The sequence below is a fragment of the Novosphingobium sp. KA1 genome (genome assembly GCF_017309955.1).
Lineage (GTDB): Bacteria > Pseudomonadota > Alphaproteobacteria > Sphingomonadales > Sphingomonadaceae > Novosphingobium.
On the sequence record NZ_CP021247.1, the window covers coordinates 1402939 to 1428749 of the forward strand.

A 25811-nucleotide genomic window follows, 5' to 3' on the forward strand; every position below is an offset into this window, starting at 1 on the left:
GCGACGGTTAATCAAGGTAAAGAATCGGTAAAGAGGGCTTTTACCGTCCTTTGACTACCCCTGTTGTAAGCAGGGCGCATGAACATCGCTTTTGAACATGAAACCTGCAAAGCAGGGCATGCGTCTGGTCGCGACGGCGAGGAGTTCATCCCGGCTTTCGTTCCGATCGACTGGTTTGCCTTGCGTTCCCGACTTTTCGCTGCACACGATCTGCGTGCGGTGCTCGACGCCGAGCCTTCGGCGGCACGTGTCCCGGGTTGCGGCAGCTTTGCCAAGCCCGCGGCAAATGTGATTCATGCTTATGACGGCGGGGAACCAACCATTAACCCAAATGATTTAACCATTCGCAAGTCCAGGGTAGTCAGTTTCGCATCCGTCACCGGCGGACGCAGCACCGGTGCACGAGGGTGTTGATGATCGAGAACCAGAAGATACGTCCCGCGCAGGTGATCGGGCCGCTTGGAGAGCCGCTGACGCTCGACTCGCTGCCGCCGCCGAACACCACGCGCTGGGTAGTGCGCCGCAAGGCGGAAGTCGTCGCGGCCGTCAACGGCGGGCTGCTCACGATCGATGAAGTGTGCGAACGCTACAAGCTTACCCTCGAGGAGTTCGCTTCCTGGCAGCGCGCGGTCGACCGGTCGGGCATGCAGGGGCTGCGCGTCACGCGCATTCAGCACTACCGCGATCTTTACGAGCGTCAGCAGAAGTACTGATCCGGGCGCTGACCAGGCTCCCTCAGCCCATGCAAACGGCGGCGAACTCCGGTTCGCCGCCGTTTTGCGTTTTACTTCCGCCGCTTCCCTAAAACCGCCGGGCCCTTCCCGCCGGTGACTAGGCGGCGTGGACAAATTCCGCATTGCCACGGCTGGAGACAAAAGCCGTCGATTCAAGAAGGTGAGGCGCAGGAGTATGTCGATACTTCCAGCCGAGCCGACGCCGAAGGGACGGCTTTTGCCTCCAGCCCCGTAGGGGTTGCCCTGCAAGCTGCGCCAGCAGCGTTGCTCCGCCTTGAAAGAGGCCCGCTCTTCCTGCGGCTTCGCGCCTTGCTGGCGCAGCTTGCAGGGCAACCGTGGCAATGCGGAATGTGTCCACGCCGCCTAGGCGCTCGACGCTGGTCGATCATGGTTAGCCGCAGGCCGACAGTCGATTGCCTCGCTTCTGTCGCAGGTATATGTCGTTTCGCATGTTTTTTCCGTCGCTGGGCGGCGCGTGGCTTGGTGCCTCGCGCCTGTGCGGCGGCACGGTTCGAGGGGTGAGGCATGGGGGCTATTCCATGGCGGCAGATCGGAGCGTGTTCAGGGGGCGGTCGCAGGGCTTGCGGTGAAGATGAATTACGACAGCAGAATTGATTCCGGGGAGAACGCGCAGGTGGCCATGTCCGACAGCAGGTTGGAGGCAGGGCCGCCGACGGGCGATGCCGAACAGGAGCGTCCCTCGCGCAAGTGGCTCTGGATCATCGTTGCCGCCGCCGTGGCGGTGATCGGCATCTGGTTCGCGGTGCACAAGGGTGGCGAGGCCGAAAGCCCCAAGGATGCCGACGCGCAGACCCCGGCGGTGACCGTGGTGGTGCCCGGGCGGGTGCCGGTGCAGGGCGAGATTTCCGTCACCGGCTCGCTGGCGGCGCGCCGCGACATGCCGGTCGGTTCGGTCGGCGAGGGCGGGCAGGTCCGCTCGGTCCTGGTCGAGCCGGGTGACTGGGTCCGTCAGGGCCAGGTTCTCGCGGTGGTCGACCGTTCGGTGCAGACCCAGCAGCAGGCCGGGCAGTCCGCGCAGATCTCGGTGGCCCAGGCCGATGCCCGTCTCGCCCAGGCCAACCTCGACCGCGCGCTCAAGCTGGTCGATCGCGGCTTCATCTCGGCTGCGGACATCGACCGGCTGACCGCGACGCGCGATTCCGCCAATGCGCAAGTGCGTGTCGCCCGCGCGCAGCTCGGCCAGCTTCAGGCGCAGGCAGCGCGGCTCAACATCGTCGCCCCCGCGGCCGGTCTCGTGCTCGAACGCAACGTCGAGCAGGGCCAGGTGGTTGGTGGCGGCAGCGCGGTGCTGTTCCGCCTCGCCAAGGAAGGCGAGATGGAACTGCTCGCCCAGCTCAGCGAGGATGACCTGTCGCGCATCGGCGTCGGCGCCGAAGCGCGGGTGACGCCGGTCGGCTCGAAGGATACCTTTATCGGCCATGTCTGGCAGGTCTCGCCGGTGATCGACCCGAACAACCGCCAGGGCGTCGCGCGCATCCTGCTTGCCTACAATCCGGCCCTGCGCCCCGGCGGCTTTGCCAGCGCGGTCATCGGCAGCGGCGCGGTGGATGCGCCCCTGCTTCCGGAATCGGCGATCCAGAACGACGACAAGGGCTCGTTCGTCTATGTCGTCGATGCCAGGAACGTGGTGCACCGCCAGCCGGTGCAGACCGGCATCGTCACGCCCAGGGGGATCGTCGTGAAGTCGGGCCTGCAGGGCAGCGAGAAGGTCGTGCTGCGCGCCGGCGGGTTCCTCAACGACGGCGACAAGGTCAAGCCCCAGCTTGTCTCTGCCGCCAAGGCCGATTGACGGGATTCGCGCGATGAGCCTTCGCAATGTCTCGGCCTGGTCGATCCGCAATCCGATCATTCCCATCGTCTTTTTCATCGCCGTGATGATCGCGGGCGTCGTTGCGTTCATGCGCATGGACGTCAACAACATGCCCGACATCCAGTTCCCGGGCGTGCGGGTCAGCATCTCGCAGCCGGGCGCGGCCCCGACCGAGATCGAGACGCAGATCACCCAGATCGTCGAAGGGGCGGTGCGCTCGGTCCCGGGGGTGGAGGAGATCCAGTCCACCGCCTCGGAAGGCAATTCGCTGACCGTGGTGCTGTTCTCGATCGGCACCGATCCCGACGTCGCCACCAACCAGATCAAGAACGCGGTGGACCAGGTGCGCGGCCAGTTGCCGCAAGGCATCCTCGAACCGGTCGTGACCAAGCTCGAGGCCAACGAGACCGAACTCGCCTACTTCTCGGTCAGCGCCGACGACATGACCATGGAGCAGCTCTCCTGGTTCGTCGACGATACCATCGCCAAGCGCCTGCTGGCGATCGAGGGCATGGCCTCGGTCGAGCGTAACGGCGGCGTCGACCGCGAGATGCGTGTCGTCGTCGATCCGCAGCGCATGGTCGCGCTCGGCGTCACCGCCAGCGACGTCAACACCGTGCTGCGCCAGGTCAACACCGATGCCGCGGGCGGCCAGGCGGAGATCGCCGGTTCGCGCCAGTCGGTCCGCGTGCTCGGCAATGCGCGCAATGCCTATGCGCTGTCGCAGACCCGCATCAACCTGGGCAGCGGCCGCCAGATCAAGCTTGCCGATATCGCGCACGTCTACGACGGCTATTCCGAACCCACGCGCATTGCCCGCCTGAACGGGCGCGAGGTGGTGACCTTCGGGTTCAGCCGCTCGCTCGGCGCCTCGGACCTCACCGTCTACAACGAGGCGATGAAGGCGATCGACAAGATCAAGAAGGACAACCCGGGCATCCACATCACCCGGCTGTTCTCCGACGTCGACTATACCAAGGGCCAGTACACCAGTTCGATGGAGGCGCTGGTCGAGGGCGCGGTGCTGGCGATCATCATCGTCTTCTTCTTCCTGCGCGACTGGCGGGCGACGCTGGTTTCGGCGATCGCGATCCCGCTTTCGGCGATCCCGACGTTCTGGTTCATGGACATGCTCGGCTTCACGCTGAACTTCCTCTCGCTGCTGGCGCTGAGCCTGGTGGCAGGGGTGCTGGTCGATGACGCGATCGTCGAGATCGAGAACATCGTGCGCCACATGCGCATGGGCAAGTCGGCCTACCAGGCCTCGATTGACGCCGCCGACGAGATCGGGCTGGCGGTTGTCGCCACCACGTTCTCGATCGTCGCGGTGTTCCTGCCGGTGGGCCTGATGCCGGGCATCTCGGGCCAGTTCTTCAAGCCCTTCGGCTTCACCGTGGTGGTGGCCGTGCTGATGAGCCTTGCCGTCGCGCGTCTCATCACGCCGATGGTCGCGGCCTACTTCCTCAAGGCGCACGGCCATGCCGAGCATGGCGGCGGCAAGGCCATGGACTTCTACATGAAGGTCCTCGCCTGGACGCTCGACAGCCGCGAGGCGCATCGCCGCAAGGCCGCTCTGGTGCGCCAGCCGCTGCGCTGGTGGTATCCGGTCTGCGCCGCGCTTGCCTTTGTCGCCCTGCTGGCGGCCGGCGGCGGACTGGCGACGCTGGTCTTCCTCGGCGTGCAGAAGGGGCTGGGGGCGCTTGGTCTCAAGGGTGCGGCCTTTGTGCTGGCCGCGGTGGCCGCGCCGCTGGGCATTCCCGTGGCGATCTATGTCCTCGGCTTCGTGCTGCGCTGGCTGGCGTGGTTCGTGGGCGCTTTCGGCCGCTGGTATCGCTATTTCACCGACCGCGTGATCGCCCGCATGCACGATCACCGCTTCTATGCCTTCTGCATGGGCATCTATGCGCTGGTCGTCACGTTCGCGCTGCTTGCGGGGCTGCCGCAGCAGTTCAATCCGAACACCAACAACGATACCAGCCGCGTCAACATCGAGCTGGTCCCCGGCACCACGATCGAGGATACCGCCAAGGTCGCGCACCGCGTGACGCGGCTGCTCGAAGGCCAGAGCGAGGTGAAGCACATCCTCGAGGCGTCGCGCGAGGCAAGGGCAACGCTTTACATCGCGCTCAAGCCCGCCGACGAGCGCGAGGCCAGCAGCATCGAGTTCGAGCGCCGCATGGCGCCGGTGCTCCAGGCCTTCCCCGACGCCCGCGTGAGCTTTGCCACCCAGTCGGGCGGCTTCGGCAGCGGACGCGACATCTCGGTCATGCTTTCGGGCAGCGATTCGGTGCTGCTCAACAAGACCGCGCAGACGCTCGTGGAGCAGATGCGCACGATCCCCGGCGTTGTCGCCCCGCGCATCGCCGCCGACCTCCAGCGTCCGGAACTGGTGATCGTGCCGCGTACCGACCTTGCGGCCCAGCTTGGCGTCACCACTGCCGCGCTCAGCCAGACGATCCGGATCGCCACGCTGGGCGAGATCGACCAGAATGCGGCCAAGTTCTCGCTCTCGGACCGCCAGGTGCCGATCCGCGTGATCCTCGACCGTGCCGATCGCCGTGACTTCTCGACGATCGAGAACCTGCCGGTGACAACCGCCAGCGGCGGCTCGGTGCCGCTCAAGCGGGTCGCCGAAATCCGCTTCGGCGCCGGGCCGACGCAGATCCAGCGCTACAACCAGTCGCGCCGCATCTTCGTGGGTGCCGACCTTGGCGAAGGCCAGGTCAAGGGCCCGATCATGGAGAAGATCCAGAACCTGCCGATCATGAAGAACCTGCCGCTGGGCGTCTCGAACGCGCCGGTGGGCGAGGACAAGTGGCAGGGCGAGATGATCATGAACTTCATCATCGCGGTGATCAGCGGCATCATGCTGGTCTTTGCGGTGCTGGTGCTGCTCTACAAGCGGTTTGTCTCGCCGCTGGTGAACATGGCCTCGCTCCTGCTGGCGCCGCTGGGCGGCCTGCTGGCGCTGGCGGCGGTGGGGCAGCCGATCTCGATGCCGGTCTACATCGGCATCCTGATGCTGCTCGGCATCGTTGCCAAGAACTCGATCCTGCTGATCGACTTTGCCATCGAGGAGATGGAGAAGGGGGTCGACAAGCTCGCGGCGATCATGGACGCCGGGCACAAGCGTGCGCAGCCGATCATCATGACCACCGTGGCGATGACCGCCGGCATGATCCCGACCGCGCTCTCGCTTTCGGGCGACGGGGCGTTCCGCGCGCCGATGGGACTGGTGGTGATCGGCGGCCTGGTGCTCTCGACGATGTTGACGCTGGTCATCGTGCCGGCGGCCTTCAGTCTGGCCGATGGTTTCGAAAAGCGGATCGGGCCGTGGCTGCGGCGCAAGCTGCTGACCTTCGAGCCCCACCACGCGCACGCGGCCGGGCACGGACTGGACCATGGCCACGATCCCTTGCCGCAGCCGATCGCTGCCGAATGAGCGGAAACCTGGATCTCGGGAGGAACCTTGCCGCTGCCCATGCGTAGCATTCGAGTGGTAAGGCGAGACCTTGATCGGGCGGACAAGGCGCGGCGCATGCGCCTGTTCGCGACGGGGCTGCTGCTGTTCATGGCGGCGGCCTTTGTCGTGCTGAAGCGGCTGCTGATGGACCACCCCGAATGGGGCGGGCCATTGGGCTATGCGATTTCGTTCACCGAGGCGGCGATGGTCGGCGGGCTGGCGGACTGGTTCGCGGTCACGGCGCTGTTCCGCCATCCGCTGGGCCTGCCGATCCCGCACACCGCCATCATCCCCGAGAACAAGGACCGTATCGCCGATTCGATGGCGGCGTTCCTGCGCGACAATTTCCTGACGCCGCAAGTCGTCGCCCGCCGGCTCAACGGGTTCAACATCGCCGCCAGCCTGGGCGGCTTCCTCGCCGACCCGCGCCGCGAGGAGCAGTCGCGCATCCGCGCCGGGGCGGCGCAACTCGTGGGCGACGTGCTCGAATCGCTCGATCCCGAGGAAATGGGCGGCATGGTGAAAGCCGGGCTGCGCCGCCAGATCGAGAAGATCGACGCGGCGCCGCTGCTGGGCCAGATGCTGGAGAACGCGATTGCCGAAGGGCGGCACCTGCCGGTCCTCGAAAGCGTGCTGCGCAAGATCGGCGAGGCCATCGAGGCCAACGAGCCGATGATCCGCGAGATGATCCACCAGCGCGCCAACACCATCATGCGCTGGACGGGTCTGGACGAGCGGTTGGCCAACGGCGTGCTCGACGGGGCCTACCGGCTGCTGGCCGAAGTGATCGTCCAGCCCGACCATCCGCTGCGCGCCAAAGTGGACGAGGCGCTGGTGAAACTCGCGCAGGACCTCAGGCACAATCCGGAGATGCAGGCGCGGGTCGAGCGCATCAAGACCGACCTCCTTGAAAACCCGGCGATGGGCGCGTGGATCGACGGCATGTGGGAACGCGCCCGGGCCGGACTGCTCAAGGCCGTGCGCAATCCCGACAAGGCGCTCTCGGGCGCGCTGGGCGAGAGTCTTTCGCAGCTGGGAGAGGCCCTTGGCGAGGATCGCAAGCTGCAATACATGGTCAACCGCTTCGCGCGCCGCACCCTGGTCGGCGTCGCCTCGCGTTATGGGAGTGAGATCGTGCGGCTGGTGTCGGAAACCGTGAAGCGCTGGGATGCCCGCACCGTGACCGATCGCATCGAAGGCGCGGTGGGCCGCGACCTCCAGTTCATCCGCATCAACGGCACTCTGGTCGGCGGCCTGTTCGGCCTGTGCATCCACGGCGCGGAGCAATTGCTGTGACGCAGGGCCCCTTTCTCAAGACCGCGCGTTTCGAACTGTGGAAGCCGGCTGCGGACGATCTGGAGGGGCTTTGCAAGCTGCTCGCCCACGAGGACATGCGCCGCTTCCTGGGCCCCGCCAGCCCCGATCCGATGGACCAGTTCAACCGGCTCGGCCGCAACGCCGGCAGCTGGGCGCTCTATGGCTACGGCACTTTCTATGTACGCCGTCCCGGCGAGCGTGACCTCATCGCCAACTGCGGCGTGTTCCATAGCTGGCGCGGCTTCGGCAAGGGCATGGACGATACGCCCGAGGCGGGCTGGATCGTCCGTCAGGACTGCTGGGGCCAGGGGCTGGCGCAGGAAGTCATGCGTGCCGCGATTGCATGGTTCGACGAGGCCCACGGCCCGCGCCGCATTGCCTGCATGATCGAGGACGGCAACGTGGCCTCTGAACGCGTCGCGGCAGGCCTGGGCTTCGTTTCCTATGGCCGCCACGAGCCGGAAGACGGACGGGGCGCTGCGATCAATCTCTACGAGCGGCTGGTCCGCAAGGCCTGAGAGCCGGGGTCATCCGATCAGGAACAGCACACTGATACCGTAGAAGGAGGGGACCGGCGTTCCGTCCTTGTCCAGCGCCGGTGCAAACGGCACTTTCATGATGGCCGCGCACGTCGTTTCGCCAAAGTCGGAATGTCCGATCGCGTTGGGCACCATGCACTTCGTCACGGAGCCGTTGCTGTCGAGCAAGACGAGCACATCGACGCGCCCTCCCTTGCCGGCGCGGGCCTGGGCGACGGGGTACTGGATCGACAAAATCCTGCGTGTGAAGCTGGCCTTGTCATTCGGGGCCGCCGGTCTGGACAGGCTGGCCTGGGTTTTCGGGTCCAGCCCCCAACGGGCCACCAGCGCGGTGGTGCATTCGGACATGGCCGCCAATGCATCAGCAGGGTTTCCGGTGTTCAGGGTAATGCGATGATCCGCGCTCGCAAAGGCCATCCGGGACGACTGTTCGAGGAAAGCCGGATCGAAGTCGCGAACTTCGTAGGAATCGCCGAGTGTGGGCAGCTTTGTCGCAAAGACCAGCAGGCCGGCCGTGGCATTGCTGCTCCCGGCCAGACCCCTGACCCTGGTGGGATCGCCGATTCCGAAATCGACCAGCAGCCCATCGGTGGCGTCGTCGTCGGGCAGAAGCTGCTTTACCGGCGCGCCGTAGAGGCGGAATTCGAAGGATGTACCGGGGTAAGCAGCCGACAGTTGGAGCAGCACGGGCGCCTGCGAGGTGCCGAACATACGGCGCAGGCGGCAGGAATTGTCGGCCGTATCGATGCTCCACGGTGAAGCCGGCTCGAGCTCGGTTTCAGTCGCTATCGTGGCTGCGGCCACGGCCGGTGCGGCGGGCCAGGCCAGCTGCGCGAGCACGCCAGCCAGGGCAAGAGCATGCCGGATCGGTTTCATCACTGTCGTTTGGCCCCCGTTTCGACAAGCGGATGCCACGAAAAACCCCGACGCTGCAAGCGCCGGGGTTCTTGTTTTTCAGGCCTTTAGCGCCGCTCAGAGCTTGCCGGTAAGCTCCGGCACGGCGCTGAACAGATCCGCCACGAGGCCGACGTCGGCGACCTGGAAGATCGGGGCGTCCTCGTCCTTGTTGATGGCGATGATGGTCTTGGAGTCCTTCATGCCCGCAAGGTGCTGGATCGCGCCCGAGATGCCCACCGCGATGTAGACTTCGGGAGCGACGATCTTGCCGGTCTGGCCGACCTGGTAGTCGTTGGGCACATAACCCGCGTCCACCGCCGCGCGCGAGGCGCCGACGGCGGCGCCGAGCTTGTCGGCAAGCGGCATGATGACCTGTTCGAAGGTTTCCGAATCCTTCAGCGCGCGGCCGCCCGAGACGATCACCTTGGCGCTGGTCAGTTCCGGGCGTTCCGACTTGGCGAGTTCGGCACCGACAAAGCTGGACAGGCCCGCGTCACCGGCACCTGCGACGTCTTCGATGGCAGCCGAACCACCCTCGGCAGCGGCCTTGTCGAAGGCGGTGCCGCGCACAGTGATCACCAGCTTGGCATCGCTCGTTTCGACGGTGGCGATGGCATTGCCGGCGTAGATCGGGCGGGTGAAGGTCTTCTCGCCCTCGACCGAGAGGATGTCCGACAGCTGCATCACGTCGAGCAGCGCGGCGACGCGCGGGGCGACGTTCTTGCCGGTGGTGGTGGCGGGCGCCAGGAACGCGTCGTGGTGGCCCATCAGCTCCACGATCAGCGGCGCGACGTTTTCGGCCAGCGCGTGTTCGTAGGCGGCGTTGTCGGCCAGGTGCACCTTGGCGACGCCGGCGATCTTCGCGGCAGCCTCGGCGGCGGCACGGCAGCCCGAGCCCGCGACCAGCAGGTGGACTTCACCCAGCTTGGCGGCAGCGGTGACGGTGTGGAGCGTTGCGTCCTTGACCGACGCGTTGTCGTGTTCGACCCAAACGAGCGTCTTCATCGTTTCAAATCCTTCCCGGGCTGTGCCCTCAGGCGACGCCCAGTTCCTTGAGCTTGGCGACGAGGCCATCGACGTCGGCGACCTTGATACCGGCCGAGCGGACGGGCGGCTCCGAGACCTTGAGGGTCTTGAGGCGCGGGGCCACGTCGACGCCGTAATCGGCGGCGGTCTTCACATCGAGCTGCTTCTTCTTCGCCTTCATGATGTTGGGCAGCGAAGCGTAGCGCGGCTCGTTGAGGCGCAGGTCGGTGGTGACGATCGCGGGCAGCGCCAGCTTGACGGTCTCCAGACCGCCATCGACTTCGCGGGTCACGGCAACGTGATCGCCATCGATTTCGACCTTACTGGCGAACGTACCCTGCGGGCGGCCGAGCAGCGCGGCGAGCATCTGGCCGGTCTGGTTCGAATCGTCGTCGATCGCCTGCTTGCCGAGGATCACGAGGCCGGGATTCTCTTCGGCGACGATCGCCTTGAGGATCTTGGCGACGGCCAGCGGCTCAACCTCAGTGTCGGTCTCGATCAGGATCGCACGGTCGGCGCCCATGGCGAGCGCGGTGCGCAGCGTGTCCTGCGCCTTGGCCGGGCCGACCGAGACGGCGACGATCTCTTCAGCCTTGCCCGCTTCCTTGATGCGGATGGCTTCTTCGACAGCGATCTCGTCGAACGGGTTCATGCTCATCTTGACGTTGGCCAGGTCAACACCCGTGCCATCCGCCTTCACGCGCGGCTTTACGTTATAGTCGATCACCCGCTTTACGGGCACGAGGATCTTCATCTGATCGGGTCCTCTCAGTTTCAGGCGCGGCCTGTTTAGCCGCTCGATTAAATCCACTCAAGGCACGCCTAATAGGCAATTGACGTATACGTCAAGCCCCGCCGGCGACGAGATGAGCCCAGGGTGGGATCACGGCGTGTGCCATAGCGCAAATCCGCGAAAATGCGCATCGCCCCGGCAGAAATCGGTGGCCGAGAATTACTATGACGCCGCAAAGGTCGGCTTCACGCGAATGCGGTTCGTCTAGCGATCAAACGCAAAACGGCGGGGGCCCGAAAACCCCCGCCGCTGCATTATCCGATACGGGATCGCGAAAGATCCAAGAAACGGCGCCTATCAGGCGGCGACGTTCTTGACCTCTGCCACGATCTTCTTGGCCGCATCGCCCAGGTCGTTGGCGGGGACGATCGGCAGGCCGGAGTTGGCCAGGATGTCCTTGCCCTGCTGGACGTTGGTGCCTTCGAGGCGAACCACGAGCGGAACCGAGAGGTTCACTTCCTTCGCGGCGGCAACGATGCCGTCGGCGATGACGTCGCACTTCATGATGCCGCCGAAGATGTTGACGAGGATGCCCTTCACGTTGGGATCGCGCAGGATGATCTTGAACGCCGCGGTCACCTTTTCCTTGGTGGCGCCGCCGCCGACGTCAAGGAAGTTGGCCGGGAACGAGCCGTTGAGCTTGATGATGTCCATCGTCGCCATGGCGAGGCCGGCACCGTTGACCATGCAGCCGATGTCGCCATCGAGCTTGATGTAGGCCAGGTCGTACTTCGAGGCTTCGACTTCCGCCGGATCTTCCTCGGTCTCGTCGCGCAGGGCCTGCACGTCGGGGTGACGGTAGAGGGCGTTCGAATCGAAGCTCATCTTGGTGTCGAGGACGAGCAGGTTGCCGTCCTTGGTTTCGACGAGCGGGTTGATCTCGAGCATGTCGCAGTCGAGAGCCACGAAGGCTTCGTAGAGCTGCTTGGCGATCTTCTGCGCCTGCTTGTTGAGTTCGCCCGAGAGCTTCAGGGCGAAGGCAACGGCACGGCCGTGGTGGGCCTGGAAGCCGGCAGCGGTGTCGATGGTGACGGTGGTGATCTTCTCGGGGGTGTTGTGGGCAACATCCTCGATGTCCATGCCGCCTTCGGTCGAGACGATCATGGCGACGCGGCTCGAAGCGCGGTCGACGACCATCGACAGGTAGTATTCGTTGGCGATGTCGACGCCGTCGGTCACGTAGAGGCGGTTGACCTGCTTGCCGGCTTCACCGGTCTGCACGGTGACGAGGGTGTTGCCGAGCATTTCCTTGGCGAATTCCTCGACTTCCTCAACCGACTTGGCGAGGCGCACGCCGCCCTTGGCGTCGGGGCCGAGTTCCTTGAACTTGCCCTTGCCGCGCCCGCCGGCGTGGATCTGGGCCTTCACGACATAGAGCGGTCCGGGCAGCTGCTTGGCGGCGGCAACCGCTTCTTCAACGGTGAGCGCGGGGATGCCGGCCGGGATGCCGACGCCGAACTTCGCAAGCAGTTCCTTCGCCTGGTATTCGTGAATGTTCATCGCTGAAATCGCTTTCTGCTGGAGTGTCCGTGGAAACGGCGCGGGGAGCCCCGAACTTTACGGGCCGCATAAGCACATCCCCGCGCGCTTGAAAAGTCCCGTTGCCTCGCGCAAGGACACCGTTGCGAGGGCTGCAATCCCGCTGACCGCGCATCCCAAACCGTCCGTCCCGAAGCCGCAGGCTGGTGCATGATCGACCGCGACAGACTTGAAGCCATCGTCCGCGAGGCAGGCCGCATCGCCCTGGCCGGCTGGCCGGGGGACGGGCATGTGCTTGAACACTGGGAAAAAGACCCCGGAAGCCCGGTCTGCACGCTCGATCTGGCGGTGGACGAATTCCTGCGCCGTGAACTCTCCGCGCTGCTGCCTTCGGCGGGCTGGCTCTCCGAGGAAACCGCCGACTCGCACCACCGCACCGCGCACGAACTGGTCTGGCTGGTCGATCCGATCGACGGCACCCGCGATTTTATTGCCGGGAGGAGCGGCTGGGCGATCTCGGTGGCGCTGGTGAACACGCGGCGGCCGCTGCTCGGCTACCTCTACGCCCCGGCGCGGGCGCGCGAGGCCGGCGGCGAGTTCTGGTTCGCCGAGGCGGGCAAGGGCGCATGGCGCAACGGCGTGCGGCTGAGCGCCAGCCAGCGCGAGACGCTGCCCGGCGCGCGGGTGCCGGCCAAGAAGCTGGCGGCGGAGGATGCGGACCTGGTGCTGGTCGACCAGCCCAATTCGATTGCGCTGCGCATGGCGATGGTCGGCGCCGACGAGGCGGACATCCTCGCCACGCTGCGCTGGGGTTTCGAATGGGACATCGCCGCCGCCGGTCTGATCGCGCGGGAGGCCGGGGCGGAAGTGACCGATGCTTTCGGCCAGCCGCTCAACTACAACAAGCACGACCCGCGCGCGTTCGGCGTGCTCTGCACGTCGCGGGCGATCCATGGGGCCGCGGTGGAGCGGCTGGCGGAACGTGCGGCGCGGTTCTCGGTGGGGCCGAAAGACTGAACGACGCGCCTGAATCAAGGCCTGAATCAAGGGCGCGCCGCATCTGAAAATGCCCTCATGGGCATTTTCCAAACAGCCTCTGAGCCGTCATCCCCGCGAGAGCGGGGGCGACGGCACGGTTTGTAAGGAATCGTGTCCGCGCGAAACCTCAGTGCACGAACCGCGCGATCACGTCGCGGTAGGAGCGGCTGACTTTCACTTGCGCGCCCGAATCGAGCACCAGGAAGCATTCGCCGTTGGTATGCGGCTTCACCTGGCGGACCTGGTTGAGGTTGACGATCGTCGAGCGGTGGACGCGCTGGAACACGCGCGGGTCGAGGCGGCGTTCGAGGTCCTTCATCGTCTCGCGCAGGATCAGCGAGTTGTCGGCGGTGCGGATGCACATGTAGTCGCCGGCCGCTTCGATATGCTCGATCGAATCGACGTCGATGCGGAAGATCTGGCCGCGATCCTTGATGTTGATGAGCTTTTCGTAGCGGTCCGCGTTGGGGTCGGTTTCCTCGGGGATCGCGTCGACCGCGTCGGGGGCGACTTCGGCCAGCACGGTCTTGAGCTTTTCCGCCTCGTCGGCCGAGCGCTTTTCGGCAAGGCGCTGGCGCACGCGGGCGAGGGTGTCGTCGAGCTTCGCCTCGTCGACCGGCTTCATCAGGTAGTTGACGGCATTCGCCTCGAAGGCGCGCACGGCGTGTTCCTGGTAGGCGGTGACAAAGACGAACAGCGGCGGTTCGATTTCCATGACGCCCTTGACCACCGAGAAACCGTCGAAACCGGGCATCTGGATGTCGAGGAAGACGAGGTCGGGCTTTTCGGTCTTGATCTTGCGGATGGCTTCGCGGCCATTGGAACAGGTGTCGATGATCTCGACGTCCGGATACTTCTCCAGACGGATCTGAAGGCCCTGGATCGCGAGTTTCTCGTCATCGACGAGGATAGTGCGAATGGTCATGTGTTACGTTCTCCGGCCCCGCAAACGCATGGGAGCCAAAATTGTTTCACGCCCGACGAGATCGGACCTTGATTCATCGCCCGGCGTATCATCGCCCCACGAGAGCGGGCTGGCGCAGGGGTTCTGCAATGTCCTCGAGGGAGGGCTGGCGTTCCGCGGGGAATTCGATCAGCACGGCAAAGCCGCCTTCGACGGGCTCCACCGTCTCGAAGCGGTGGTTCTCGCCGTAGGCCTGGCTGAGGCGATCGCGGATGTTCGACAGGCCGACGCCGGTGGATACCGGCTCCCCTCCATCATAGGTCATGCCCGACAACCTGTTGTCGGTCGTCGGCGTTTGCAAGCCCGGCCCGGTATCCGAGACGGTGATGCGAAGCATCGGCCCGACGAGCTGCGTGGCCACGGTGATCTCGGCTCCGGTCTCCTGCGGGGTCACGGCATACTTGATGGCATTCTCGACCAGCGGCTGGAGCAGCAGCGAGGGCAGCAGGCAGGTCTCGGTCGCGGGATCGATCTGGAAGGTGGTGCGCAGGCGCTCCTCGAAGCGCATCAGCTCGATGTCGAGATAGAGCTTGAGCGTCTCCACCTCGGTCGCCACCGTGACCCGCGCCGAGGGCTTGTTGATCAGCGTGTAGCGCAGGAACGAGGAGAGCCGGCTGAGCATCGCATTGGCCGGCTCGGTCTGCTTGAGCAGCACCAGGGTGGAGATCGAGTTCAGCGTGTTGAACAGGAAATGCGGGTTGAGCTGATAGCGCAGCATGGCCAGCTGGGCCTGCGTCGCCTGGTTCTCCAGCTGGATCAGCTGGTCGTTCTGCTCTTCCACCTGGAGGTAGAAGTTGACCATGTAATAGAGCGCGGTCCAGGCCCCCAGCAGCGTTGCGTCGAGGTAGAACACGCCAAGGAACAGGCCGGTGAAATTGGTGTCGCCATCGGCGCGCCACAGCGAGACCACCCAGGCGTCGATGAACGAATGCAGGCCGACCGCGATCGACAGCGCGAGGAACGTCAGGCCCCAGGTGACCAGCGCGCGCTTGCGGAACAGCGCGCGGTAGATGACCGAGAGCACCAGCGAGATCGAGAAGCCGGTGATCGTGGCGATCAGCACCAGCACGAGGAAGGCGATCGGCTGGTTGTTGGCGATCGCCGACATCGTGCGCAGCAGCATCGCCCCGCTCCAGCCCACGGCCTGAAGGCGCCAGAACGCCTTGTCCTTGTCGGCAAAGAAGGGGATGGGCTGGATCGGCAAGACGGACATGCGGGCTTTCTAGACGAAAAGCGCCCGCAGCGTAAATCCGCCTAAGATATGATGTCGTTTCGGATGCGGAAACCTAGCTCCCGCGCGCCTCGTTCACCGCCTGCGACAGCTGTTCGAAGCCGACCGCGCCGGAGATCATGCGGTCGCCCGCGATCCAGCTCGGGGTGCCCGAGAAGCCGAGGCGGCCCGCCACGTCGACATTGCGGCTCAGTTCCTGCTCGACCACCGGGCTGGCGGCGACCTTGCGGGCGCGCTCCATGTCGAGACCGGCCTGTTTGGCCGCGGCCTCGATCGATTCGGGATCGAGCTGGCCGGCGGCAAACATGGCGTCATGGAACGGATGGTACTTGCCCTGCTCGGCCGCGGCGAGCGCCATGCGCGCGGCGGCGGCGCTGTGCTCGCTGATGATCGGCAGTTCGCGCACGACGATGCGCAGGTCCGGGTTCTTGGCGAGCAGCTGGGCCACGTCGGGCAGGCTGCGGCGGCAGTAGCCGCAGGCATAGTCGGTGAACTCGACCAGGGTCACGGCACCGTTGGGATTGCCCAGCACGGCGCCGGGGAAGGGCGTCTCCACGCTTTGCCTGACCCCTGCCAGCTGGGCCTTGGCCTGCTTGCGCTGGAGGGCGTCCATCGCCTCGTTCAGCACTTCGGGATTGGTGACGAGATAGTCGTGAATCACGTGCCCGGCGATCGTCGGACCGGCGAACCACACGCCGCCGCCCACCACTGCAAGGCCGGCCAGCGTTGCGGCGATCCTGGTGCCAATACCCATGCTTTTCGTTTGTCCCGTACTGTCTGTGTCGGTCGTTGCACCGGCCCTCTCCCTCACCCGGTTACCCGTCCGGGCATGCTTCGGGGTGGTCGGGTGGGGGAGAGGGCCGGTGCGGGCAGAATTCGCGCGCCGCGAATTTTCAAATGCGGTCTCTAGCGGCGCTTCTTGTCGCGTTCCAGTGCGCCGCGCGCTTCCATCTCGATGTCCTGCGCGCGCAGCCAGTCGGGCGTGCCCTGCTTGAGCCCGGCTTCGGCGGCCTGCGCGTTCATCAGTGCGGCGTCCATCTGGCCGGACAGCGACTGCTGCTCGGCACTGGCGAGGCGGGCGCGGGGCATGTCGCCGTTGGCGGCGTAGATGGTGCCGAGCTGGTACCAGGTGAAGGGATTCTCGCGGTCGCGCGCGGCGGCGTTGCGCAGCACCGTCTCGGCTTCCTTGAAGTGCTGGGGATCTTCGGTGGCGATCAGGGCGTGGCCGAACAGGGTGGCGATCAGCGGCTGGTAGCCGGTCAGTTCGGTGGCCTTGCGCAAGGGGACCAGCGCTTCGTTCGGCTGGCCGGATTCGAGCAGGATCTGGCCCTTGAGCTCGAGGAAATAGGGATCGTCGGGATCGGTCATCAGCAGGGCGTCGGCCTCGGCGGTGGCGCGGTCCATTTCCGACTGGCGGTGCCAGGCATAGGCGCGGGCGTAGTGCGCGGGCACCGAATTGTCGGTCAGCGGATAGACGCGCAGCACGTCGCGCGGCTCGGCGAGATAGCCGAACAGCTTGGCCTTCATGCGCACGTAGCGGGCCTGGATCTTGGGATCGTCCGGCCTGGTCCAGGCCGGATCCTTTTCGTAGGTGTCCTGCAGGGTCTGGATACGGTCGCCGGTGAGGGGGTGGGTGGAGTAGAACTCGTCGCCGTCCTGCGGGCGGTAGCCGTAGCGGAATTCGAGGTTCTGGAGCTTCTGGAAGAACTCCAGCGAGCCGCGCCCGCTGATCCCGGCCGCCGAAAGATACTGCGCGCCGGCGGCGTCCGCCGAGGCTTCCTGCGAGCGGGTATAGGCCAGGTACTTGCCCATGGCGGCGGACTGGCCGGCCATGATGACGCCCATCGCCGCCTCGCCGCCGCCGGCGGCGGCGGCGGCCGCACCCAGCAGCAGCGAGAGCAGCGAGATGCTGGTCGCGCTTTTCGCGCCCTGGTTGAGCACGGCATGGCCGCCGGTGACGTGGCCCAGCTCGTGGGCGATCACGCCCTGCACCTGGGCGGCCTTGTCGGCCTCGTTGATGAGGCCCGAATTGACGTAGACGGCCTGCCCGCCGGCGACAAAGGCGTTCACCGAGGGATCGTTGACGAGGACGATGTCGACATGGGCGGGATCGAGCCCGGCGGCGACGATCAGCGGGCGGGCCATGTCCTTGAGCAGGGCCTCGGTCTCGGCGTCGCGCAGGATCGACTGGGCGGCCGCCGGGGTGGCGGACCAGCCAATCAGGGCAAGGACGCTCAGGGCCAGTGCGGCAAGACGCGCGAAGGACATGGAAGCTGTTGAAACCTCTCGCGCTGAACCGGGGCTGAAGCACCGGACCTGAAGCATCGGGCCTGAAGCATCGGGCCTGAAACTACCCTAGCGTGCCGCCGGGCTCAGGCAAGCGGGGAAGCGGACTCCCGGGGCTGCGACACCAGCCAGACGCGGATCGCTCCGGCCAGGCCGGGCGGCACTTCGGCCTCGAGCCGCTCGGCATCGATCCGCGCGACGAGGGCGTTGACGGGAACGCCGGCTTCGGCGGCGGCGGCGCGCAGCATGTCCCAGAACACCGGTTCGAGGCTGATCGAGGTCTTGTGTCCGGCGATCTCGACCGAACGCTTGATGGGAGGGTGATAGGGCGAAGTCATCACCCGTCACGCTAGCGGGGAAGCGCGGTCAGTCATAGGGGCGGAAAAACCGGCATGAGAAAACCCGCCGCCATAAGAAAAGGCGGCCGCGAAGCCGCCTCTTCCCTCCTCTCCAAACCTGTTGACCGGACTGTCTCTCCCGCAGTCTCTGGCCGGTTTGAAACTTGTGTGATCAGCCGCCGATTTCGGTCTTGTCGGCAGCGGCCATGCGATCGCCCTGCATGTAGGGGATCGGGTTCACGGCCTGGCCGTCGACGCGGACTTCGTAGTGGAGGTGCGGGCCGGTCGAATTGCCGGTGGTGCCGACGTAGCCGATCACCTCGCCCTTGTGGACCATCTGGCCTTCGGCAACGGCAAGGCGCGACATGTGGCCGTAGCGGGTCTCGAGATCGCCGCCATGCTCCAGTTCGACAAACAGGCCGTAGCCGCCGAACCACGAAGCCTTGCCGACAACGCCGTCAGCGGTTGCGTAGATCGGGGTGCCGATGGGAGCGGCAAGGTCGATGCCCTTGTGGGCGCGGCGACCGCCGAAAATGGGGTGTTCGCGCATGCCGAAGCTGCTGGTGAGCTTCAGGCCTTCCAGCGGGGTGCGCGAGGGAACCGCGACGCCCGAAAGGCGGGCGGTGCCGGGGATCGCGGGCTTGGCCTTGGCGGCGGCAAGACCGGTTTCCTCGTAATTCTGCCAGGAGCTGAAGAGGGTGCGGAACTGTTCGTCCTCACCGCCGCTGGCGGACTGGCTGGCCGACTGGGCGGCGCGCTGCGGGCCCGAGATGTCGGCGGCGGCGCTGTTGGCCATGGCGGGATGGGCTGCCAGGGAAAGACCCGCGAACGCAACCGTGGCGGTTACCGTGCGGAACTTGGCAATGAGTTTCGTGACGACCACTCGTAATACCTTGTTATCCGCCGAAATCCGCAAAGGACACGACGCTTGTATTTATCACTGGCGCACCGTGAGGCGCGCCGCGAACCCTAGTTTTAGAGATGGTCGGAACCCCCCGCCGTCTCGCGAGTTGGAGTTATGCCGATCGATTACTGACAGACAACCCCAAGGTAGAAATCCCGCGATAAACCGGCAGCGAGGCGCGCCGAGTCGTTGAACGGTGGCTTAACGGCGCCGCCAAAATGGCGGGAAACAAGGGTTTTCCAGAGGTCGGCAGGCTCTCCATTCATCGTTTCGGCCCATGCGGCGAAATGTGTTGATCCGAAACGGACGTGCCGGATTTCGTCGTCAAGGATTCTCTCGAGGATGCGTGCGCCGCGTTCGTCACCAAGGTTGCGGACCCGTTCGAGCGTCGCGGGAGTGACGTCGAGCCCGCGCGCCTCGAGCACCATCGGCACCACCGCGAGCCGCGCGGCGACGTCGTGCCGGGTATTGCCGGCCGCTTCCCACAGGCCGCTGTGCGCGGGAAGCGCGCCGTAGTGGCTGCCCATCGTGCGCAAGTGCCGGTCGATCAGCGCGAAGTGCAGCGCCTCGTCGGCCGCGACCGAGAGAAAGTCGCCGACAAAACCGGGATTCATCTCGCCGCCGAAGCGCCCGGCCATGTCGAGCGCGAGGTCGATGGCGACAAATTCGATATGCGCCAGGGCGTGCCAGAGCGCGATCCGCCCGCGCTGCGAACCGCCCTTGCCGCGCTTGGGCATGCGGCCCGGCGGCAGCAGTTCGGGCGCGTCCGGGCGGCCCGGTTCGTCGGGCATGGCGACATCGAAGGCATAAGCGAGGCGACCCAGCCGCCAGTCGCGGGCGACCTTGCGGGTGGCCATGACCTTGGCACGGGGATCGCGTTCGAGCAGCACTTCGCGGATGGCGGCGGCAACGCCGGGCAGGGGAGAGGACATGGTCAGAGCGCCTTGGCGGCCTCCAGCACCTGGGCGGCGTGGTCCTTCACTTTCACCTTGTCCCAGACGCGGGCGATCGTGCCGTCCGGGCCGATCAGGTAAGTGGTGCGGACCATGCCCATGTAGGTGCGGCCATAGTTCTGCTTCTCGGTCCAGATGCCGAGCGCGTCGGACAAGCCGCCTTCCTCGGCATCGCTGGCGAGCGGGGCCTTGAGGTCGTGCTTGGCGATGAAGTTCTGGTGCTTCTTCGCCGTATCCTTGCTGACGCCCAGCAGCGCGACTCCGGCCGCGTCGAATTCCCCCTTGAGGGCCGAGAAGTCGAGATTCTCGGTGGTGCAGCCGGGGGTGTTGTCCTTGGGATAGAAAAACACCACCAGCTTGCGGCCGGCAAAGTCCGAAGCCTTCACGCTGCCGCCTTCGGGCGTTTCCAGGGCGATGTCGGGGAACGGGTCGCCGGCGGCGGGACGGGTGGTCATCACAGGATCTCCAGTGTTTCGCCGAAGGTCTCGCGCCAGCTCGCGGCGACGTGCGCGCGGGAGAGGGCAAGGGCGGCTTCAAGGTCTTGCCAGGTGCCATAGCCGCAGGCGCGTTCCAGCGCCATGCAGGAGGGCTTGCCCGGCACCTGGGTATCGGGGGCAAACAGCCGTCCGGCCACCAGCAGGCGGGTCATCACGTCGTGCGCCTCCACCAGCGTCGCGGGCAGCAGCCCGTCCGCGACCAGCAACTGCAGCGCCGCGCCGAGATCGGGATCGAGGCCGCGCCCGGTGCCGAGCTGGATGAAGTGGACGAGGAATTCGAGGTCGACCAGCCCGCCGCGCATGAGCTTGACGTCGAGCGGGCCCCTGGCGGGTTTGTGCCCGGCCATCTTCGCGCGCATGTCCAGCACGTCGGTTTTCAGCTTGTCCTGCCCGCGCGGGGCGGCGAGCACGCCGCGGATGACGGCGCCAAGTTCGCCGCGCGCCGCGGCCGAACCGTAAAGCGCGCGGGCGCGGCACAATGCCATGTGTTCCCAGGTCCAGGCCTGTTCCTGCTGGTAGCGGGTGAAGCTGTCGAGGCTGGCGGCGGGCGGTCCCTGTTCGCCCGAGGGGCGCAGCCGGGTGTCGACTTCGTAAAGCGCGCCCTCGGCGGTCGGCACCGAGAGCGCGGCGGTCACCCGCTGCGACAGGCGGTTGTAGTAGAGCGTGGCGCCCAGGGGCCGCCGCCCGTCCGATTCGCCCGCGAATTCGCCGGTGAACAGGTAGATAAGGTCAAGGTCGGAGGCATGGGTGAGCACGCCGCCGCCCATCCTGCCAAGCCCGAGCACCACCAGTTCGCTGCCGGCGACGTGCCCGTGAACCTCGCGGAATTCCGCCAGCGCCGCATCGGTCAGCACCACCAGCGCGGCCTCGGCGATGCGGGCGAGGGCATGGCCGATGTCGAGCGGGTCGTTGGCGCCCTCGATCAGCTGGACGCCGAGGGCAAAGCGGCGATCGCCGACCTTGCGGCGCACGGTGCCCAGCTTCTGTTCGTAGTCGGCGCCGGCCTCGAACTGGCTGAACTCGGCCACCAGGTCCTCCACCGGACCGGGCAGGTCGAAGGCGCTGGCGTCGATCAGCGGGTCGAGCAGGTCGGCGCGCCGGGCCAGGGCATCGGCCAGAGTGGGCGCGAGGCTGAGGATGCGCGCCAGCCGCTCCAGCAGTGCGGGGCGTGCTTCCAGCAGGCGGAACAGGTTGATCGCGGAAGGCAGGTTGTTGAGCAGCTTCTCGAAGCGGGCAAAGGCGCGCTCCGGCTCCGGTGCGGCGGCCAGTGCGGCGAAGAGATCGGCGCGCACGGACGCGAAAGCAGCCCGCGCCGCGTCCGAACGCAGTGCCCGCATGCCACCGGAAAGCCAGCCTTCGACGCGCTGGGCCATGGCCTCGGCCTCGGCAAGCCCGAGTCCGGCCAGTTCGTCGCGCAAGTCATCCTGCGCGGGCATGGCGACTTGCGTTGTCGGGCCGAGCGGGGTGTTCGCCATGACCAGCGCATCGTAGCGTTCGCCCACGGCATCGGTGATCGCGCGCAGTTCGCCGAGCAGGGTCTCGCCATCGGGCAGCCCGTCGAGCCGGGCCACGGCGTCCAGCGCCTCGGGCCGCATCGGCAGGGCGTGGGTCTGCTGGTCCTGCACCATCTGCAGGCGGTGTTCGATAGTGCGCAGGCGGTCATAGCTTTCACCCAGCAGGCGGGCGTCCTCGGCAGGGACCAGCCCGGCGTCCGCCAGTGCCTCCAGCGTGGCGCGGGTGCCGCGCAGGCGCAGCGCGGGGTTGCGGCCGCCGTGAATGAGCTGGTGGGTCTGCGCGTAGAATTCCACCTCGCGAATGCCGCCGCGCCCTTTCTTGAGGTCGAAGCCGGGGCCGACCGTGGCGCTGCCGCGCGTGTTGGCGCGGATCTGCGCGGTGAGGCGGCCGATCTCGGCGATCGCGCCGAAGTCGAGGCTCTTGCGCCAGACGAAAGGGCGGATCGCGGCAAGGAAGGCCTCGCCCGCGGCGATGTCGCCCGAACAGGCGCGGGCGCGGATGAAGGCGGCGCGCTCCCACGCCAGCGCGGAGGATTCGTAATGACTGAGCGCGCCGTTGATCGAGATCGCCAGCGGGCTGACCTCGGAAGCCGGGCGCAGGCGCAAGTCGATGCGGAAGACGTAGCCGTGGTCGGTGACCTTGCCGAGCGTTTCCACCACCGAGCGGGCCACGCGCTGGGCGGCCTCGCCCGGTTCGTCGCGCTCGCGGCGGGGCAGCAGTTCGGGATCGAACAGCAGGATCGGATCGATGTCCGAACTGTAGTTGAGTTCGCCCGCGCCATGCTTGCCGAGCGCGAGGGCAAGGAAACCGGCAGGCTCCGCATCGGGCACGCGGCGGCGGATACCTTCGGCAATGGCGCCGTCGAGTGCGCGGTCGGCCAGTGCCGAAAGCTCGCCGGTGACGCGCAGCAAGGGGAAGGCCCCGGCCAGGTCGCCGATGCCGAGGGCGAGCGCCATGGCCTGTTTCTCGCGCCTCAGCGCGATGCCGACATCGTCGGTGCCGCCGCCGGCCGTGCGGGCGAAGGCCAGCGCCTCCTCGCCCTTGCCCGCGGCCAGCAGCGCGGCAAGATCCGGATGGCGGTCCAGCAGCGAGGCGAGGTAAGGGGCATGGGCGCGGGCGCGTTCGATCGCGCCGGTCCAGTCGGCTTGCAGGTGGGCATCCATGCCGGGGTTCCTGCCCAAGCGCGAGCGCGAGGGCAAGTGCGTCGGCTTCGCCTTGTGCCTGCCGCCTGCCTCTGGCACGAGGCCGGTCATCCCAAAATACAACAGGTCCGCCCAGACAATGAAACGCACCGCTTCCCTGCTCGCCACTGCTGCGCTGTGCCTCGGCACGGCCGCTGTGGCCGCGCCCAAGCTGCCCAAGGGCACCGCCCTGCCGCCGCCGCCGATGACCGCCGAGCCGGCCCCGCAGCTTTCGGTCGAGACGATGAAGGGGCTGGTGAAGACGCTGTCCTCCGACGACTTCGAAGGCCGCGCGCCCAGCACGAGTGCGGAGCCCAAGGTGCTCGACACCATCATCGCGTCCTTCCGGAACGCCGGGCTCCAGCCGGGCAACAAGGGCCAGTGGCTGCAGGACGTGCCGACCGTGGAGATCACCGGCAGCAACCATTCCGCGCTGACGGTGACGGGCAGCAAGGTGCCGCTCTCGTTCAAGTTCGGCGACGACTATGTGGCCGCCAGCTACCGCGTGACGCCGCAGACCCGCATCAAGGACAGCGAACTGGTCTTTGTCGGCTACGGCATCAATGCGCCGGAACTGGGCTGGAACGACTATGCCGGGATCGACATGCACGGGAAAACCGCGGTCATCCTGGTCAACGATGCCGACTATGACGCGGCTACCGAGGAAGGCCCGTTCAAGGGCCGCCGCATGACCTATTACGGCCGCTGGACCTACAAGTTCGAGGAAGCCGCGCGTCAGGGGGCGACCGCCGCGCTGATCGTGCACGACACGTTCCCCGCCGCCTATGGCTGGAACGTCGTCAATTCGAGCTGGACCGGCGCGCAGTACCGCGTCGCCACCCCGAACGACGACATGGACCAGACCGCCGCCAACGGCTGGGTCCGGAAGCCGGTAGCCGAGGCGATCCTCAAGGCTTCGGGCCAGGATCTCGCCGCGCTGTCGGCGGCGGCAAGGCACAAGGGCTTCAAGCCGGTGCCGCTGGGCCTGAAGGTCAGCCTCGGCTTCGACAACGCCATCCGCCGCTCCACCTCGCACAATGTCGTCGGCGTGCTGCCGGGCAAGCTGCACCCGGATGAATACGTGCTCTATTCGGCGCACTGGGACCACCTTGGCCACTGCACGCCGGACAAGACCGGCGACGGCATCTGCAACGGCGCGGTCGACAATGCCACCGGCGTCGCCGCGCTGGCCGCCATTGCAGAGGCGAACAGCAAGGCCGGCGCTACGGCGCGCAGCCAGGTCTTCGTCGCGGTGACGCTGGAGGAATCGGGCCTGCTCGGTTCGGAATTTTACGCCGCCAACCCGGTCTATCCGCTCGACCACACGGTCGGCGGCGTCAACATGGACGCGCTGATGCCGGGCAGCCGCACGCGCTCCTATGCGATGACGGGCGGCGACAAGTCCGACCTTACCGCGATCTTCCGTGATGAACTGATCGACGAGGGCCTGACCGAAGCGCCCGAGGAACACACCGAGCGCGGCTACTACTACCGCTCCGACCACTTCTCGATGGCCAAGCGCGGGGTGCCGATGTTCGACATCGCCGCCAGCACCGACTGGGTGGACGGCGGCAAGGCCGCAGGCGACGCGGCCAGCGAGGACTACAATTCGAACCGCTACCACGGCCCCAAGGACGAATACTCGGAAAGCTGGAACTGGGACGGCATTGCCCAGAGCGCGGGGCTCTACTATCGGCTCGGCCGCACGCTCGCCGATTCGGACTTCTGGCCGAACTGGCACGAAACCGACGAATTCCGCGCGATCCGCGACAAGGCTTGCGCGGCGGCTCAAGGAGGCTGCCACAAGTGACGTTCGCCCTTCCCCCCGAATGGCATCCGCAGGACTGGATCTGGATCGGCTTCCCGCATGATCCGGTGGAATGGCCGGGCTTTCTCGAAGCCGCGCAAGTGCAGATGGCCGAGTTTGCCTCGGCCGTGGCCGAATCGGGCCAGGAAGTGCGCCTGATCGTGCGCGACGAGGCCAACCGCGTGCGCGCGGCCTCGCTCGTCTCGTCGAAGGTGAAGTTGGAAGTGCGCCGCTATGGCGACGTCTGGCTGCGCGATACCGGGCCGCTGGTCTGTGCTGACGGCACGGGCGCGCTCAAGGCCATGCGCTTCGGCTTCAACGGCTGGGGCGGCAAGTACCTGATGGACGGGGACCAGGAAATCGGCGCGGAACTGGCGCGCGATGCCGGGCTGGAGGTGGAAACCTCCGACTGGATTCTCGAAGGCGGCGCGCTGGACGGCGACGGCACCGGCCTCGTCGCCACCACCGAACAGTGCCTGCTCAACCCCAACCGCAACCCGCACCTGAGCCGCGATGATCTGGAAATGCGCCTGAAGCGCGATCTGGGCTATGACCGTGTGCTGTGGCTGGGCGACGGCCTGATCAACGACCATACCGACGGCCATGTCGATAATCTGGCGCGTTTCGTGGCGCCCAACGTGCTGGCGCTGCCGCGCGCGACCGGGGTGAACGATCCCAACGCCGCGATCTATGCCGATGCCAAGGCCCGCGCCGAGGCGATGGGGGTGACCGTGCGCGAAGTGCCCTCGCCGGGGCGGGTCGAGTCGGACGGCCGAATCGAGCCGGCCAGCTACATGAACTTCGCGATCACCTCGAATCTGGTGGTCGTGCCGATCTACGGCACCGAGCACGACGCGGACGGCATTGCCGCGATCGCCGAACTGTTCCCCGATCGCGAGACCGTGGGCGTCATGGCCGATGCGGTTCTGGCCGGTGGCGGCTCGTTCCACTGCTCCAGCCAGCAGATGCCCTCGACGTGACAAACGGCGGGGAGCCGCGCGCTCCCCGCCGCCTTAAC

22 protein-coding genes are annotated in these 25811 nt (G+C 66.6%); 9 read left to right on the top strand and 13 right to left on the bottom strand.

Translation table 11 applies throughout. The features are described 5' to 3' along the window. Positions 1-78 precede the first annotated feature (78 nt). The 6 genes from CA833_RS07075 to CA833_RS07100 all read left to right on the top strand — a co-directional run bounded on the left by CA833_RS07075 (position 79) and on the right by CA833_RS07100 (position 7863). A complete protein-coding gene (locus CA833_RS07075; protein WP_142636455.1) occupies positions 79-414 on the top strand; it encodes a hypothetical protein in 336 nt (111 codons plus the stop codon). Beyond that, positions 414-713: a DUF1153 domain-containing protein gene (locus tag CA833_RS07080; RefSeq protein WP_142636453.1), complete on the top strand. Its 300-nt coding sequence runs from the start codon at positions 414-416 to the stop codon at positions 711-713. The genes CA833_RS07075 and CA833_RS07080 overlap by 1 nt, the downstream gene beginning before the upstream one ends. Positions 714-1326: 613 nt before the next feature. Beyond that, positions 1327-2544, top strand: coding sequence for an efflux RND transporter periplasmic adaptor subunit (locus CA833_RS07085; RefSeq protein WP_207079637.1), 1218 nt, complete (start codon positions 1327-1329; stop codon positions 2542-2544). A 13-nt stretch (positions 2545-2557) separates the two neighbouring features. Then, a complete protein-coding gene (locus CA833_RS07090) occupies positions 2558-6007 on the top strand; it encodes an efflux RND transporter permease subunit (RefSeq protein ID WP_207079638.1) in 3450 nt (1149 codons plus the stop codon). Positions 6008-6103: 96 nt separating this feature from the next. Next, positions 6104-7324: a DUF445 domain-containing protein gene (locus CA833_RS07095; protein ID WP_142638015.1), complete on the top strand. Its 1221-nt coding sequence runs from the start codon at positions 6104-6106 to the stop codon at positions 7322-7324. Further along, positions 7321-7863 carry a GNAT family N-acetyltransferase gene (locus CA833_RS07100; protein ID WP_242526309.1) on the top strand — a complete coding sequence of 181 codons (543 nt, stop codon included), beginning with the start codon at positions 7321-7323 and terminating at the stop codon, positions 7861-7863. The genes CA833_RS07095 and CA833_RS07100 overlap by 4 nt, the downstream gene beginning before the upstream one ends. Before the next feature lie 9 nt (positions 7864-7872). Here the strand turns inward: CA833_RS07100 and CA833_RS07105 are convergent, their stop codons facing one another. The 4 genes from CA833_RS07105 to sucC form a co-directional block, all read right to left on the bottom strand. Next, entirely contained in the window at positions 7873-8760 is an 888-nt protein-coding gene (locus CA833_RS07105; protein ID WP_242526370.1) for an energy transducer TonB, read from the bottom strand. 96 nt (positions 8761-8856) lie between these two features. Continuing rightward, a complete protein-coding gene (locus tag CA833_RS07110; RefSeq protein WP_142636443.1) occupies positions 8857-9786 on the bottom strand; it encodes an electron transfer flavoprotein subunit alpha/FixB family protein in 930 nt (309 codons plus the stop codon). 28 nt (positions 9787-9814) lie between these two features. Beyond that, positions 9815-10561, bottom strand: a complete 747-nt coding sequence (locus tag CA833_RS07115; protein ID WP_207079640.1) for an electron transfer flavoprotein subunit beta/FixA family protein — start codon at positions 10559-10561, stop codon at positions 9815-9817. Between the two features lie 336 nt (positions 10562-10897). Next, positions 10898-12100, bottom strand: a complete 1203-nt coding sequence (sucC, locus tag CA833_RS07120; protein ID WP_142636440.1) for an ADP-forming succinate--CoA ligase subunit beta — start codon at positions 12098-12100, stop codon at positions 10898-10900. Positions 12101-12289: 189 nt separating this feature from the next. Between sucC and CA833_RS07125 the strand changes: the two genes are divergently transcribed. Continuing rightward, the gene (locus CA833_RS07125; protein WP_142636438.1) at positions 12290-13096 is read left to right on the top strand and encodes a 3'(2'),5'-bisphosphate nucleotidase CysQ; all 807 of its coding nucleotides are present in this window, start codon (positions 12290-12292) and stop codon (positions 13094-13096) included. Between the two features lie 148 nt (positions 13097-13244). Here CA833_RS07125 and CA833_RS07130 read toward each other — a convergent pair whose 3' ends face one another. From CA833_RS07130 to glnE, 9 genes are all read right to left on the bottom strand, one after another. Next, a complete protein-coding gene (locus CA833_RS07130) occupies positions 13245-14042 on the bottom strand; it encodes a LytTR family DNA-binding domain-containing protein (RefSeq protein ID WP_142636436.1) in 798 nt (265 codons plus the stop codon). An 88-nt stretch (positions 14043-14130) separates the two neighbouring features. Next, positions 14131-15294, bottom strand: a complete 1164-nt coding sequence (locus CA833_RS07135) for a sensor histidine kinase (protein ID WP_142636434.1) — start codon at positions 15292-15294, stop codon at positions 14131-14133. A 73-nt stretch (positions 15295-15367) separates the two neighbouring features. Next, positions 15368-16066: a DsbA family protein gene (locus tag CA833_RS07140; RefSeq protein WP_207079641.1), complete on the bottom strand. Its 699-nt coding sequence runs from the start codon at positions 16064-16066 to the stop codon at positions 15368-15370. Between the two features lie 152 nt (positions 16067-16218). Continuing rightward, positions 16219-17580, bottom strand: a complete 1362-nt coding sequence (locus CA833_RS07145; RefSeq protein WP_142636430.1) for a M48 family metalloprotease — start codon at positions 17578-17580, stop codon at positions 16219-16221. A 104-nt stretch (positions 17581-17684) separates the two neighbouring features. Continuing rightward, entirely contained in the window at positions 17685-17936 is a 252-nt protein-coding gene (locus CA833_RS07150; RefSeq protein ID WP_142636428.1) for a ribbon-helix-helix domain-containing protein, read from the bottom strand. A 172-nt stretch (positions 17937-18108) separates the two neighbouring features. Then, positions 18109-18819 carry a M23 family metallopeptidase gene (locus tag CA833_RS07155; protein ID WP_242526310.1) on the bottom strand — a complete coding sequence of 237 codons (711 nt, stop codon included), beginning with the start codon at positions 18817-18819 and terminating at the stop codon, positions 18109-18111. Positions 18820-18965: 146 nt separating this feature from the next. Continuing rightward, entirely contained in the window at positions 18966-19772 is an 807-nt protein-coding gene (locus CA833_RS07160; protein ID WP_207079642.1) for a ferritin-like domain-containing protein, read from the bottom strand. A 2-nt stretch (positions 19773-19774) separates the two neighbouring features. Further along, on the bottom strand, positions 19775-20248 hold the full coding sequence (locus CA833_RS07165) for a peroxiredoxin (protein WP_142636424.1): 474 nt from the start codon (positions 20246-20248) through the stop codon (positions 19775-19777). Continuing rightward, complete coding sequence (glnE, locus tag CA833_RS07170; RefSeq protein WP_242526311.1) at positions 20248-22968, bottom strand: bifunctional [glutamate--ammonia ligase]-adenylyl-L-tyrosine phosphorylase/[glutamate--ammonia-ligase] adenylyltransferase; 2721 nt, start codon at positions 22966-22968, stop codon at positions 20248-20250. Before glnE ends, CA833_RS07165 begins: the two co-directional genes overlap by 1 nt. 118 nt (positions 22969-23086) lie before the next feature. Here glnE and CA833_RS07175 point away from each other — a divergent pair, with 118 nt between their 5' ends. After that, positions 23087-24796, top strand: coding sequence for a M28 family metallopeptidase (locus tag CA833_RS07175; RefSeq protein ID WP_207079643.1), 1710 nt, complete (start codon positions 23087-23089; stop codon positions 24794-24796). Then, complete coding sequence (locus CA833_RS07180) at positions 24793-25773, top strand: agmatine deiminase family protein (protein ID WP_207079644.1); 981 nt, start codon at positions 24793-24795, stop codon at positions 25771-25773. The genes CA833_RS07175 and CA833_RS07180 overlap by 4 nt, the downstream gene beginning before the upstream one ends. The last annotated feature ends 38 nt before the right edge of the window (positions 25774-25811 follow it).